The 15,196-nt window shown below is 36.6% G+C and carries 11 protein-coding genes and 2 tRNA genes; 11 read left to right on the top strand and 2 right to left on the bottom strand.

Going from position 1 to position 15,196, the window contains the following annotated elements:
* Window positions 1–54 precede the first annotated feature (54 nt).
* Entirely contained in the window at window positions 55–4,113 is a 4,059-nt protein-coding gene (locus tag J2W95_RS07600; protein ID WP_310005593.1) for a choice-of-anchor L domain-containing protein, read from the top strand.
* Between the two features lie 188 nt (window positions 4,114–4,301).
* Here the strand turns inward: J2W95_RS07600 and J2W95_RS07595 are convergent, their stop codons facing one another.
* A complete protein-coding gene (locus J2W95_RS07595; protein ID WP_310005591.1) occupies window positions 4,302–5,342 on the bottom strand; it encodes a Gfo/Idh/MocA family oxidoreductase in 1,041 nt (346 codons plus the stop codon).
* A gap of 68 nt (window positions 5,343–5,410) precedes the next feature.
* Window positions 5,411–6,481, bottom strand: a complete 1,071-nt coding sequence (locus J2W95_RS07590; protein WP_310005590.1) for an NADH:flavin oxidoreductase/NADH oxidase — start codon at window positions 6,479–6,481, stop codon at window positions 5,411–5,413.
* A gap of 200 nt (window positions 6,482–6,681) precedes the next feature.
* Between J2W95_RS07590 and rseP the strand changes: the two genes are divergently transcribed.
* From rseP to thiL, 10 genes are all read left to right on the top strand, one after another.
* Window positions 6,682–8,025 (top strand): RIP metalloprotease RseP, encoded by a 1,344-nt coding sequence (rseP, locus tag J2W95_RS07585; protein WP_310005588.1) that lies wholly within the window; start codon window positions 6,682–6,684, stop codon window positions 8,023–8,025.
* Window positions 8,026–8,107: 82 nt separating this feature from the next.
* A tRNA-Asn gene (locus J2W95_RS07580) sits at window positions 8,108–8,181 on the top strand.
* A gap of 38 nt (window positions 8,182–8,219) precedes the next feature.
* A tRNA-Asn gene (locus tag J2W95_RS07575) sits at window positions 8,220–8,293 on the top strand.
* 168 nt (window positions 8,294–8,461) lie between these two features.
* Window positions 8,462–9,391, top strand: a complete 930-nt coding sequence (locus tag J2W95_RS07570; protein ID WP_310005587.1) for an alpha/beta hydrolase — start codon at window positions 8,462–8,464, stop codon at window positions 9,389–9,391.
* Between the two features lie 456 nt (window positions 9,392–9,847).
* Window positions 9,848–11,284: a circularly permuted type 2 ATP-grasp protein gene (locus tag J2W95_RS07565; protein ID WP_409025123.1), complete on the top strand. Its 1,437-nt coding sequence runs from the start codon at window positions 9,848–9,850 to the stop codon at window positions 11,282–11,284.
* 29 nt (window positions 11,285–11,313) lie between these two features.
* Complete coding sequence (locus J2W95_RS07560; RefSeq protein ID WP_310005584.1) at window positions 11,314–11,640, top strand: hypothetical protein; 327 nt, start codon at window positions 11,314–11,316, stop codon at window positions 11,638–11,640.
* 25 nt (window positions 11,641–11,665) lie between these two features.
* Complete coding sequence (locus J2W95_RS07555) at window positions 11,666–11,794, top strand: hypothetical protein (RefSeq protein ID WP_310005582.1); 129 nt, start codon at window positions 11,666–11,668, stop codon at window positions 11,792–11,794.
* Between the two features lie 278 nt (window positions 11,795–12,072).
* The gene (locus tag J2W95_RS07550) at window positions 12,073–13,026 is read left to right on the top strand and encodes an alpha-E domain-containing protein (RefSeq protein ID WP_310005581.1); all 954 of its coding nucleotides are present in this window, start codon (window positions 12,073–12,075) and stop codon (window positions 13,024–13,026) included.
* 6 nt (window positions 13,027–13,032) lie between these two features.
* Window positions 13,033–13,971, top strand: a complete 939-nt coding sequence (locus tag J2W95_RS07545) for a transglutaminase family protein (RefSeq protein WP_310005579.1) — start codon at window positions 13,033–13,035, stop codon at window positions 13,969–13,971.
* Window positions 13,972–14,086: 115 nt separating this feature from the next.
* On the top strand, window positions 14,087–15,133 hold the full coding sequence (thiL, locus tag J2W95_RS07540) for a thiamine-phosphate kinase (protein ID WP_310005577.1): 1,047 nt from the start codon (window positions 14,087–14,089) through the stop codon (window positions 15,131–15,133).
* Window positions 15,134–15,196 lie beyond the last annotated feature (63 nt).

The following is a 15,196-nucleotide window of genomic DNA, read 5'->3' as shown; positions in this document are numbered from 1 at the left end:
TAAAAATAAAATCATTTGTATCTTTAATCACCCCAAATTAATAAAATAAGAATTATGAGAACGCCTCTATTTCTACTTTTATTACTTTATTCGACTATATCTTTTTCACAGGGGATTCTAGTCGATACTACATCTTTGGGCATACCAGAACTGGTTCGGGAAGAGTTAATGCAAAATGCCTGTGCCAATGAAAGCAATTTCAAATATTCATCACACCAAGGAATCGGTAAATTTACCAACACCAATCCCAATTTTCCTATTTCAGACGGAATCATTATTCGGAACGGAATTGCAAAACATACTGAAGGAATTTATACAGGTGTCAATGAAAGCAGTCAATTGAATACTGCAAATGATCCAGATTTACAAGCTATAAGCGATAGTAATGGACAAATTGTTCCTATTACTGATGTGAGTTATCTTCAGTTTGATTTTACTCCTTTGTCAAGTAATTTTAGTTTTGATTTTCTTTTTGCTTCTAATGAGTATGGAGAATTTCAGTGCGGTTTTAGTGATGTTTTTGCATTTATATTAACCGATTTAACCACAGGAGTCTCAAAAAATCTTGCTGTAGTTCCAGGAACAAGCACGCCTGTTTCAGTTAAGGATATTAGAGATGAACAATACAATTCCTCCTGTTTATCTGCGAATGCCAATTTGTTTAACAATTATAATGTAAACAATCCTGGGGAATCTGCTATAAATATGAGAGGGGAGACCAAAGTTTTGACAGCATCGTCAACCGTGATTCCAAATCGGACTTACAGTATAAAACTGGCTATCGGAGATTACAATGACAGTAGTTATGATTCGGCAGTTTTCATAAAAGGGGGCAGTTTTATGACTACCTTGAATTTAGGCCCCGATAAAACTATTTGCGAAGGCGAAAGAATCGTTCTCCAATCAGGGCTTGTTGGGAATTACGCATACGTTTGGACCTTCAATGGAGCTGAAATTCCAGGGGAAACGAGCGCTTCTTTGGCACTCAATAAGGCAGGTACTTATGGTGTTACGGCAACACTTTCGGGTTGTGTCATAAAAGATGAGGTGGTGATTACCGATTTGGTTATTAAACCTCCCAAAAACCTAATAGCTTGCTATAACGGAAACCCGACTTATCAATATGACTTGACACAGAATAACCTAATTACCTTGGGTCTGAGTCCGGCGGAATATACTCTTGAATATTTTGATTCTTTGGCAGCTGCTAATGCAAATGGACCTACGATACTAGATAATCAATTGCTCTCTTTTACTAGCGCAGGCAACCAAACGATATACATAAAAGCGGTGCACGTTTACAACAGAAATACATTTTGCAATAATTTGCTTTCGTTTGATTTGCTGGTTACAGCTCCAATCAATGTTGTTAAACCTCCAGATTTGAGTTTTTGTGATACCAATTTTGGAAGAGTGACCGTTGATTTGACAGTTCAAGAAAGTCCAATTCTGAACGGATTAAATCCTGCGGATTATAAAATTAGTTTTTATACTAGCCAAGCTGAAGCCAACACCAGTACGAATAGCATAGCAAATCCATCAACGTTCATTACTTCCTTATCCCAATCACCGCAGACTATTTGGGTGCGGATAGAAAATGTTTCGAGCTCGGTTTGTTATAAGACTGTCAATTTTAATATAATCGTCTATTCGCTTCCGGCGGTAGATGACATTGCAGACGTGATTGCCTGCAACAGCTATACATTGCCGGTAATTACGAATGGTAATTATTATACGGGTTCGAATGGAACAGGAATTGAATTGAACGCAGGAGATGTTATCACCAAAACGGGAACCTATTACATTTACAGCGGTCCAACCGCAACGAATAGTTGTACCAATGAAAATTCCTTTAAGCTAACCTTTGTTTACGAAATTGATTTCCCTAAAGAAGCCTGTGGCGAATACAAAGTTCCTCCCGTAGTTTTTGGAGCTTTTTATACGGCAACAGGTGGCGGAGGAAGTGTTATTTCACCAGGAACATCATACACGACTAGCCAAACCATTTACTATTTTGCGTCAATCGATGGGGTGGTTTGTCGTGACGAGCCTGTGCCTTTTGACGTTTATCCCTTGCCTTTGGTGGATAAGCCTAGTAATGTGGTGACTTGCGATTCCTATACATTGCCGCCTTTGGCGAACGGGAACTATTATGCCTTATCTGGAGGTTTGGGAATTGCTTTGAATACTGGAGATGTCATAACTTCGAGCCAAACGCTTTTTGTTTTTGCAAATGATGGAAGGTGTACCAATGAGAATTCCTTCAGAATTGATATTGTTAATTCTTCGGACTTCATTCCCATTTCAGAGTGCGGAAGCTTTACTTTACCAGCAGTTCCCATAGGGGGTTATTATAGCAGTCCGAGTGGTCAGGGTCAAAGCATTCCTGCTGGAACGGTTATTACCAATTCGCAAACGGTCTATTATTATGTTGCCACCACAACTTCTCCCAATTGCACCGATGACCTAAAATATGAAATTACCATAAAGCCCTTGCCATTGGTGGATACACCAATTGATAGGTTGGAATGTCAAAGTTATACATTGCCGCCTTTGGTGAATGGTAATTATTTTACTGAAGTCAATGGAGGAGGACTTCCACTAAAAGCTGGCGACGTAATCACTGCAACTCAGACGATTTATGTTTATGCCATGGGAACAGAATGTAACAATGAGCATAGTTTTATAGTCGAAATCAGAGAACTACCACCAGTTGATAGTTTTACAGATGTGGTTACCTGCACCGATTTTAAATTACCGAAATTAAAAGATGGAGCTTATTATACCGCAACAGGAGGACCTCACGGTTTAGGAAATCTACTTACTGAAGGAACGGTCATAACAACTACACAAACTATTTATATCTATAATGAATGGGCTGATTTTACCAAATGCAGTAATGAATCTTTCTTTAAGGTTAATGCCAATGGAATTGATGTTGGTACTTTTGAAGACATAAATGTTTGTGACAGCTACACTCTACCGCCATTACAATTAGGCAAATATTACACACAACCCAGAGGGGCAGGAACCGTTATTCCTGCGGGAACCGTCTTGACAACCTCGCAGACTATTTATGTTTATGCTATTGTTGGGAATAGATTGACCTGTACAAGCGAGCAGCGTTTTTCGATTACCATTTCTATAGCGCCAGTATTGGTAAGCACTCCAGATGTTGCCATTTGCCAAAGCTATACCTTACCTCCATTATCAAAAGGAGATTATTATAGCGGGCCAGATGCGACAGGAACGAATTATTTGGCAGGCCAACAAATCAACACCAGCCAAAAGATGTATATCTATGCTCCTGCACCAGAAAATTTCAGTTGTGCTTCTCAAGATGATTTTGACATTACCATTTATCCGTTAAAAGATTTGCCACTAAAAAGCGGAGTTATCTGCGTCGATTACCAAACGGGAGCACTAATCAATTCTGCACAACTGAATTCTGGACTGAATCCAAATATTTATACCATTGATTGGTTTTTGAATGGTAACAAAATAAGTACAGGGGCTGATTATACGGCCGTTCAAGAAGGAATTTATACCATCGTAAGTACTAAGAACACTCCGAATGTTGGCGACGATTGCGGTTACAATCAAGCCACGGTTACTGTCGAAAAATCCAGTCCAGCGATAGCAACCTTAACGGTGACCGATGCTTTTGAAGATAGTATTGATATTATCGTAACTGTGACCAATGGATTCGGAATTTATGAATACCAAATGGATGACGGCAATTTTCAAACCAGTAATGTTTTTTCCAATGTCAATTCTGGACAGCACATCATTACTGTAAAAGACACCAAAGGGAATTGCGACAACCGAGTTTTGATTGCCAATGTGCTCAAATATCCTAAATATTTTACCCCAAACAACGATGGAACCCATGACACTTGGAATATAACCGATCTCTCTTTTCAGCCCGATGCCATTATAAATATCTTCGACCGCTACGGTAAATTTCTAAAAGAGCTCAAACCTTCCGAACCTGGTTGGGATGGTAATTACAATGGCCACCCGCTTCCCTCCACCGATTATTGGTTCCAGGTTTTTTATACTCAAGACGGTGTAGCACAAGTCTTCAAATCACATTTTAGTATGAAACGATAATCTTTTGCTTCGTCAATTCCGTTTAAGTTCATTTGAGTGTGCCACTAGATAGAAAAATGGCTATATACTTTGTCGTCATCGCCCTTTTTTCAATCTGCTGTCGGGCTATCCGCGCTACTTCGGTAGCCAGCTTTTATCCCTCACCCAAACTGCAAAACGAGATATTGAGTGCTAAAAAACATCATTCATTACAACATAATGACTTTTCCTTGGGCATTACTTTCTATAGCAGCTTCAATGATTTGCATCACTTGCAAACCTTCTTTAGCCGTAACCGGTTCCTTGGCTTCATTAATAATTGATTGATAAACACCTTCAAAAAAATCATAATAATTACCCTGTAATGTTGGGATTTTATCTTTTATAATTTTATCATCGACAACCGTATGCAACAATCCTTCGTAACCCGGAGCTTCTGTTCCCCAAGTGGTACCATTTGGTTTCTTTCCTAGTTTTAATTCATCTTCCTGCACATCGCCTCGAGGTTTTAGAAAAGAACCTTTTTTTCCGTGAATAACATACGCAGGATTTGCTTCTCTAACAAAAAAACCAGCTTTCAATCGCACTCTAAAATCTTGATAATAAAGCAAAATATCAATCCAATCATCTACCAAAGAATGCTCACGCGTTACTCTAATATCGGCAAAAACACTTTGGGGAAACCCAAATAAAAACAAAGCTTGGTCAATTAAATGCGGTCCTAAATCCTTTAGAATCCCAGCACCCGAATTGGCGGTTTCTTTATGTCCCTTTGGACTCAAAAGTGGATTGTAACGGTCAAAATGAAATTCGGCTTCCACCAATTCCCCTAGTGCTTTATCGTTAAGAACCTTTTGCACCGTTTTAAGATCGCTGTCCCATCTTCGATTCTGGAAAACCGAAAGTTTCAATCCTTTTTCTTTGGCTAAATTCACTAATTCTTGAGCTTCGGCAACAGTCGTGGTAAAAGCCTTTTCTACCACAGCATGTTTTCCTGCAAGCAAAACTTGTTTGGCATATTCAAAATGAGTTCCGACAGGAGTATTTACAATTACCAAATCAACATCATCCTGAAGCAATTCCTCAATAGTTGTATAACTTTTTACATTTGGATAATCCAATTGAATTAATTGCTTACTTCTTTCCCAAGAACCAACCAATTCAAATCCTTCATGAAATTCTAAAAAAGGAGCGTGGAAAACTTTTCCAGACATTCCATAAGACAGTAGTGCTGTTTTTATTTTTTGCATTATTTTGTGTGATTTACAATCCTACAAGGTTTTAAAAAACCCTGTAGTAATATCATTTAAACAATAATTTATCTCAATTTAGCTCTGTCATATTGCTTTGGCCATTGAACATCTACACCCAATTCCTGCGCAAAAGTCAATCCTAAACTTGGATTTCTAAGCGACTCTCTAGCGAACAAAACAAGGTCAGCTCTCCCACTTGCTACAATCGCTTCGGCCTGTTGAGAAGTGGTAATTAAACCAACTGCTCCTGTCAAAACTCCTGTTTCTTTTTTAATTTTTTCTGCAAAATGAACCTGATAATTTGGTCCTAAAGGAATTTGCTGATGAGACACCAATCCGCCTGAAGAAACATCAATTAAATCGACTCCTTTCTCTTTTAAAATTTTGGAAAGTTGCACTGATTCTTCAGCATTCCAACCACCATCAGCCCAGTCTGTAGCTGAAATTCTTACCATTAAAGGAAACTCTTTCGACCATTCTGACTGAACCGCTTTGAGAACTTCTAGAAGCAATCGTATTCTGTTTTCAAAAGAACCACCATATTCATCCGTTCTCGAATTGGACAAAGGTGATAGAAATTGGTGCAATAAATAACCATGTGCTGCATGAATTTCAAGCACTTGATAGCCTGCCTGCTCAGCTCTTCGGGTTGCCAATTTAAAATCGGTAATTACTTTTTGAATTCCAGCTTTATCTAATGCTGTTGGGACTTGCTCTTCATCGTGATAAGCAATCGCACTTGGTGCAACAGTTTCCCAACCACCTTGATTTTGAGTCAATTTTTTATTGCCATACCAAGGTGAAGAAACACTCGCTTTTCTGCCAGCGTGAGCCAATTGTATTCCAGGAACCGAACCTTGGTTAATGATAAACTTAGTAATGGACTGCAATTTTTTAATGTGGTCGTCGCTCCACAAACCTAAATCGGCTGGAGAAATCCTTCCTTCTGGTGAAACGGCTGTCGCCTCTTGAATGATTAAACCAGAACCACCCGTAGCGCGACTACCAAGATGTACCAAATGCCAATCATTGGCAAAGCCATCTTCAGCCGAATATTGACACATAGGAGAAATTGTGATTCTATTTTTGAGTGTAATGCTTTTTATTTGTAAAGGAGAAAATAATTGTGAAGACATAAATTCAAGTATATTAATGTTTTAAGCCAAATTGCGTTAAAACAAGATTTTTATGTAGTAAAGTTATTGCACTAACTTTAAAATAAAAATGAAAAATGCATTAATTAACAAACATTTAAAACGATCCAAAAAAATATAGCGTAAATAATAAAATAGAAAATAGTACTTTTGTCCGTCATTAAAGAACCGAAAATTAAAAAATGGAAATAGTTATCAAGCTTTCTCAATTTTTATTGAGCTTATCATTACTTATTATACTTCACGAATTAGGACATTTCATTCCTGCAAAATTATTCAAAACCAGAGTCGAGAAATTTTATTTATTTTTTGATGTCAAATATTCCCTTCTAAAAAAGAAAATTGGCGAAACCGAATATGGAATTGGCTGGTTACCTCTTGGTGGTTATGTAAAAATTTCTGGTATGATTGACGAAAGCATGGACAAGGAGCAAATGGCTTTACCTCCTCAACCTTGGGAATTCAGATCCAAACCAGCTTGGCAACGTTTAATTATTATGTTAGGCGGAGTAACCGTAAATTTTATATTGGCTTTCATCATATATATTGGTATGGCTTACGCTTACGGAGATTCTTATATTGCAAATGCCGATATGAAAGATGGTGTTTTGATAGAAAACCAAGCGATGATTAATGCTGGATTTAAATCTGGCGACAAAGTCGTTGCTGTTGACGGTGAAAAAATCATACGTTTTGACAAGGAAATTAATGGTAAAATCATATTAGCCAAAGATGTTGTGATTGAAAGAAATGGTGTTGAACAGAATATTAAAATGCCAAGCGATTTTGTGGATCAATTATCTAAAGTTGAAAAAGAGCCGTTGACAACTATCAGAATTCCATTTGTAATTGGAAATGTTGCTGATGAATCTTTAAACAAAGATCTTAAAGCGAAGGATATTCTTTTGTCTCTAAATGGGCAAACTACAAAATATCTTGATCAAGCCAAAGTAATTTTAGAAAGCAACAAGAACAAAAGCATTACAGCAATAGTTTTAAGAGATCAAAAACAAGTAGCATTAAACCTGAAAGTTAATAATGAAGGTAAACTTGGTGTTCAACTTGGTGGTTTAGGTCTTGATTCTTTAGAGAAACTAGGTTACTACAAAATTACACATCAAAAGTACAGTTTCATGGAATCGATTCCTTTTGGAATAGTAAAAGGAAAAGACCAACTTGTTGGGTATGGTAAACAATTAAAAATGATTTTCAATCCAGAAACCAAAGCATACAAGCAAGTGGGAGGTTTTCATGCTATTTATAATATTTTTCCTAGTTCTTGGAGTTGGGAGGTTTTCTGGAGCATTACTGCCATATTATCAATTATGCTTGGTGTGATGAATTTATTACCTATTCCAGCACTTGATGGTGGTCATGTAATGTTTTTATTGTTTGAAATTGTTAGCGGTAAGAAACCAAGCGACAAATTCTTAGAGAACGCCCAAATGGTTGGTTTTGTATTACTTATCAGCCTATTGCTTTTTGCGAATGGAAACGATATTTATAAAGCGATTGTAGGCAAATAAAAAAGAATGTTATTTTTGCTTTTTTTGTTTGCTACATTTAAATTTAATCCTATATTTGCACTCGCTAAAAAGAGCAACAACTTCCTCCTTAGCTCAGTTGGTTAGAGCATCTGACTGTTAATCAGAGGGTCCTTGGTTCGAGCCCAAGAGGGGGAGCAAACTTTTTTTAGCAAACATACTACCTTTAAGGTGATTCCTCCTTAGCTCAGTTGGTTAGAGCATCTGACTGTTAATCAGAGGGTCCTTGGTTCGAGCCCAAGAGGGGGAGCTTAATAAAAAGACTATCAGCAATGATGGTCTTTTTTTTTTTGCTTAAAACCCAAGTCTTCACATAATCCTCGTTTTGGACTCCTCCAAAAGCAATAAAAGACAAATTAAAATTCTCCCTTGATGTTTGCATAATTAATCGTTAAATTGCTATGCCAAATAGTTAATAATGAAAACGAGAAAAATTTATACATTTTGTTTGCTTCTATTTATTTATGGAAATGCACTACATGCTCAGATGCCTTCCAAAATAAAAGATGCAATACCCGAGGGAACCCTTGTTCAATCAAATATCCCTTATGCTTCAGATACTCTGAAAAATCATACCTTAGATTTATACATTCCAAAACATATTGGGAATTCACTGCCGCTTGTGGTATGGATTCATGGCGGAGGATGGAAAGGTGGAGACAAATTTGGAGATATGGAGAATATGAAATCCACTCTAAAAGCGATTTTAGACAATGGGTTTGCAGTGGCTTCCATTGCATATCGTTTTAGCACAACCGACATTTTTCCTGCCCAAATACAAGATTGCAACCAAGCTGTAAATTACCTTTATAACAACTCTTTAAAATACAATTTGAACAAAAACAAAATTGCTGTTATTGGCTTCTCAGCTGGCGGACATTTAGCTTCATTGATTGCTACTTCAAACAACAATGCTGTTAACGCTTTTTATTATAAAAATCAAAAACCACATTTCAAAATAAGGGGAGTAATTGATTTTTATGGTCCATCTGATTTCATAGCCAGAATTGGTAGTATGCCTTTGGACGAAGGAGAACACAAAACCACATCGACAGGACTTCTTGGAGCTCAACCATTAGCTAGACCTGACTTGGCTAAATTTGCAAGCCCCACCTCTTATATTGACAAAGCAGACCCTCCATTTCTGATTTTCCATGGTGATAAAGACACAACTGTACCTATTACATTATCAAAACTATTAGATTCCTATTTAAAGCTTGCAAATGTTCAAAGTGAATTTGTAATTGTACAAGGTGGTCAACATGGCGGAGAATTGTTTAGATCAGAAGATATTAAAAATAAAGTTTTAGCTTTTTTAAATGCTCATTTGAACCAGAAAAAACAATAATCTGAATAAAAAATAAAGTCAAAATAGCTGCTTTTGAAATAGCATTATTAAAAGACCATCAGCAATGATGGTCTTTTTTTTTGCAAAAAAAACTTATTGTTCTTTATTTGTTAATGACTCAACAACTGAAACAGATTATGACATTATTTCTTTCATCAAAAGATAATCGTGTAATCTAAATGTTTTCTTCTTTAATAACATTTACACAAACTATAAAACACCCACTATCAATTAGCTGTGAGTAAAAAATCAATTTAGCGAATGCGAAATCAAAAAAAAATACAATCAAAAAAATTGGATTTATCAAAAAAAGATTAGCTAAAAAAGAAAATGATATAAATTACAAAATAATCACATCAATGTAAATTTCAGTGATAATAATTTAATAATTTAGTCCTAAACACGGCCCAAAAAGCCATATTGTGCCAGGATATTAATTATTTAATACTGATGAATATGATGGAATTGATGCCACAGCTGAACCCAAAAGGGTGGGACGAAATGTTCTCGAATGAAGGCGTTAGAGATTCTTATGCTCAGGTCCTTCAAACGTTACAAAATCTAAATCCGGAAAATCTAAACGACAAACAAATTCAGGCATCGGATTTGTTCATGAATCAAGGTATAACATTTACAGTTTATAGTGACAACAATCAAGGAATAGAAAGAATTTTTCCGTTTGACATCATTCCCAGAATAATCACAAAAGCCGAATGGAGCGAAGTGGAAACAGGAATCAAACAACGATTAAAAGCCCTTAATTTATTTCTGGAAGATGTTTATAATGGACAACACATTATAAAAGATGGTATAATTCCCGCTTCATTAATAGCATCTTGCCCTCATTATATACAAGAAGTTCACGGGATAAAAGTCCCGCATAGTATTCATGTGCATATTGCAGGAATTGATTTAATAAGAGGGACAAAGGGAGAATTTTACGTACTTGAAGACAACCTACGATGTCCCAGCGGTGTGAGTTACATGTTGGAAAACCGTGAAATTACCAAGCGAATTTTTCCTGATATGCTTACCTCTAATAAAGTAAGTATGGTAGGAAGCTATCCGATGATATTTCACAACATATTGGTTTCATTATCCCCACGAAATGTATCCAATCCCAACGTAGTTTTACTCACACCGGGAGTCTATAATTCGGCTTATTATGAGCATACTTTTTTGGCCAGACAAATGGGAATTCCACTTGTGGAGGGAAGAGACTTGGTGGTCAATAATAATAGAGTATACATGAAAACCACTTCGGGATTACAGCAAGTGGATGTTATTTACCGTCGTTTGGACGATGAGTATCTCGACCCGTTAGTTTTCAAACCCGAAAGCACACTAGGCGTACCAGGGCTTATCAGTGCCTATCGACACGGAAATGTCGCCTTAGTCAACGCTGTAGGAAATGGCGTTGCCGATGACAAAGCAGTCTATGCCTATGTCCCAGATATGATAAAATATTATCTTAACGAAGAACCAATTCTTAAAAATGTTCCAACATACCAAATGGAAAACAGCGAGGAAAGAGAACTCGTATTTGCCGATATGGAAAATATGGTAATCAAAGAAACTAATGGAAGTGGGGGATATGGAATGATTATGGGAAATAAGGCTACACAAGAAGAACTTGAAAATGGTAAAATAGCCATTTTGGCCAATCCCAGAAATTTTATCGCACAACCTATCATTCAGCTCAGCACCGTCCCCTGTTTAATAGATGGCCAATTGAAATTACGCCATGTAGATCTAAGACCGTATGCTTTATGTGGACCCAATGGAGTAGAAATTGTGCCTGGAGGACTAACTCGAGTCGCACTAACAGAAGGTTCATTGGTCGTCAACTCTTCGCAAGGAGGAGGAAGCAAAGATACTTGGATCATAAAGTAATTTCATTTTAATTTTTAAAATGAATCAAAATGAAAACAGCAGCCTTAAACACAGAAAAAAACGAAAAGTTTGCCTTTTTACCCGAAATGGTTTTAGAACATTTAAACGATGCGAAACCAACCAAAACTACAGTAGTAGAAAATTCAAATGTACCTGAAGTAAAAAAAATAACAATAACAGCAGATCCTGAAATACCAAATTTAGATTCAATACCAATTCCTGAAATTGTTTCAAAAAAGGAAGCAATAAAACCCATTGAAACTGTAGAACATCTCAGTCTCAGTTTGGAAAAAATAAAAAGTGAAACAGACGAAAATTTAATTAAGCGATTTATCAATAAAATAAAAAACTATTAATCTCAATTTTAAAAAACCAATTCAAATGAAAACAACTATGCTAAGTGGAGTTACAAACGGGATGTTTTTACTCAACAATTATTCGGATTCTCAAACTCCTATTATAGAGTCAATAATAGAAACCATTGTAGAACCTATTATTTTCAAATGCTAAAATAGAGCATTGTTTTGGTCACAGTTTTTAATTATTGTGAACTCGTAATTATCTACGAGAGTCGATTTATGGGGTTGCGTGAGGGATTACTTTACGATATATTTATTTTCATTGGAGTTCAGTAAATTTCATTTGAACAAGGCGTCATGCGCTCGTTATAGACCGTCGCTGCTGAGCCAAGGGGCTGTATAAGCGGTGCTAAAAGTAAGTCCCTTTGCTCAATAGGGTCACGCCCAAATAATTTTACTGAAAAAGTTACAATTTATAAATCGAATCATATGAAGGCAAATATGTTAAGTCGAGTTGCGGACGGAATGTTCTGGCTCAACAGATATATGGAAAGAACTGATGGCATGTTACTAACTCTTAATACCAGTTACATTTTGTCATTTGACAAAGAAACCGATGATTGTCAAGGCTACAAACCTCTTTTAAAATACTATACCGACTTAACACACGATCAAATAAACGAAGTACAATACGATACCAATTTTGTGCTTAAATACATTATTTGTGATAGTTTGAATCATAATTCGGTTAAAAATTTGGTTGTAAAAGCACGCGAAAACGCCAGAGGTTCCCAAGATAAAATAACAAAAGAACTTTGGGAACACATCAATTCGCTGTATCATTTCATGAATTCACCCGATCTTCCCAAAAAATTGGAAACCTCTGATGCCTTAAAAATTGTAAACAAACTCAATAAAGATCTCTTACTTTACAACGGCATTTTACAAGTTACCATGCCAAGAGGACTTGGTTGGAGTTTTTCGAGTATAGGAAAATTGATAGAACGGTGCCTACAAACCATATCTATGACGCAAGCCTATTATTCTCCCATTAATTATAATCTAGATGGAAACGAGGACGTAATGTACTGGAGAAGATTATTACTTTCACTATCCGGCTACGAATTGTACCTAAAGAGTTATAGCAACATCAAGCACAACCGAAAAGTTGTGCAACACGTTATATTTAATTACGATTTTGCTCATTCAGTAATATTTACATTAGATTTAATTGATAAATATTTGGATTGTCTTGTGAAAGATAATGAACAAAGTGAAGCAAGGACACTTTACTATCAATTTGGAAGATTAAAAAGCAACGTAGTCTATACCGACTACCAACACTTGACTAACAAACAACTGGAAGAAATGCTGGAAACCACAAAAACACAACTGACTCAGTTTTCTGTCGATTTCTCGAAATTATTTTTCTCCTACACTTAGTAACTTATGGCAATATTCAAAATCGTCCACATAACAAAATACCAATACAACTGGCCCATTAAAGAAAGCATAAACGAAGTGCGTTTATTTCCTCATAATTTTAAAAATCAAGATGTACTGGATTTTCAACTCTTGATTACACACGATCCTCATGTAGAATATCATCAGGACTATTATGGTAATCGTGTCGCTAATTTCAATAATCTGGAAGCGCATGAAGAAATGGTTATCGAATCCAGAATGACTGTTCGGGTTAATCATTCACTGAAAATACCTGAAATTGACAACACAACTGTTGAAGGTTTACAGAAAGAAAAAAGGGAGAAGATAGCTTTATTAAGGCTGAGTTATCCTGAAGCAACGGAAAAGCAAAAGGAAATCGACGCTATTTTGGCGACTATCAATATAGACAATAAGTCCGTTATAGCTATTGCGCAAGCCTGCAATCAATACATATTCGAAAATTTTACCTATACAAAAGGAATCACCAATATAGAAACCACAATTGACGAAATTTTAGAGCTCAAAAAAGGCGTTTGTCAAGATTTTGCACACGTACTGCTACAACTTCTAAGAACAGTAGGGATCTCATCCAGATACGTAAGCGGCTATATTTGTCCAAACGAAAGTGGGTTAAGAGGCGAAGGAGCAACTCATGCCTGGATCGAAATTTACACTCCTACTCAAGGCTGGCTAGGACTCGACCCCACCAATAATATTTGGACTATGGACAATCACGTAAAACTCGCCGTCGGCAGGAATTTTTATGATTGCACCCCAATCAAAGGAACTTTCAAAGGACTCGCCAGGCAAACACTCTCCGTCTGCGTTTCCATAGGATACGAAGACGGCAGACATTATGAAGAAATAAATGATGTCCAACTTGAAGAAATCCCACAGGAAATAAGCGAACAAATAGACTATATCGAACAGCAGCAACAATAAAAACCAAATCTTTCTGCTCTAAAATCAACAATCGAACTCCGGTTTATAGTTATTAAATCATCAACTTCGTACCTTTGCAGCCTTGGTAAAACCAAAATAGCAATAAACAGACAAAATGATTGAAGATAAAACCCCGCAACGCACGAGTATAGCCCAACTGGGAGAATTTGGCTTAATAGACCATTTGACAAAAAACTTCGAAATCACGCAGCCTTCCACATTAAAAGGAATTGGTGACGACGCAGCAGTGTTGGATTTCAAAGAGAAAAAAGTAGTTGTTTCCACTGATTTATTAATTGAAGGTGTGCATTTTGATTTGGCCTACATGCCATTGAAGCATTTAGGTTACAAATCTGTCGTGGTTAATGTTTCGGATATTTGTGCGATGAATGCAAGACCAACGCAAATCACGGTTTCGATAGCTGTATCCAATCGTTTCCCGTTGGAGGCATTGGAAGAATTGTACGAAGGAATTGCCCACGCGGCTCAAGAGTACAAAGTAGATGTGATTGGTGGCGATACAACTTCTTCACAAAAAGGATTAATCATAAGCATTACTGCTCTTGGTGAAGCCGATGAAAACGAAATCGTGTATAGAAATGGAGCTAAACAAACCGACTTATTGGTAGTTACAGGAGATATAGGAGCTGCTTATATGGGATTGCAGGTATTGGAAAGAGAGAAACAAGTGTTTCAAGTTAATCCTAATTCGCAACCAGATTTGGATGCCTATACCTATTTGATAGAGCGTCAATTGAAGCCGGAAGCTCGCAAAGATGTTCGTACGTTATTACACGCTTTGGAAATAAAGCCTACTTCTATGATTGATATTTCCGATGGATTGTCTTCGGAGATTATGCATTTGTGCAAACAATCGGGTGTTGGTTGTAATCTATATGAAGATAAATTGCCTATAGATCCTCAATTTATCAATGTTTGCGAAGAGTTTAATATCGATAGTACAACAGTTGCTATCAACGGAGGAGAGGATTACGAATTGCTCTTTACAATCGCTATGGAAGATTTTGAGAAAATAAAAGGGAATCCAAATTTTAGTATCATTGGGCACATGACCCAAGAGAGTGAAGGAATTCATCTAGTAACTCGCGCCAATACCAAAATACCTTTGAAGGCTAGAGGTTGGGACGCAATAAGCGAATAATAGATAATTGTTTTAAATAAAAAAACGACACTATCACAGTGTCGTTTTTTGTTATTATTTGGT

Source organism: Flavobacterium granuli (genome assembly GCF_031456055.1).
Classification (GTDB): Bacteria; Bacteroidota; Bacteroidia; order Flavobacteriales; family Flavobacteriaceae; genus Flavobacterium; species Flavobacterium granuli_A.
The sequence above is the reverse complement of the archived record's forward strand: the minus strand, read 5'-3'. Positions and strand labels throughout refer to the sequence as shown.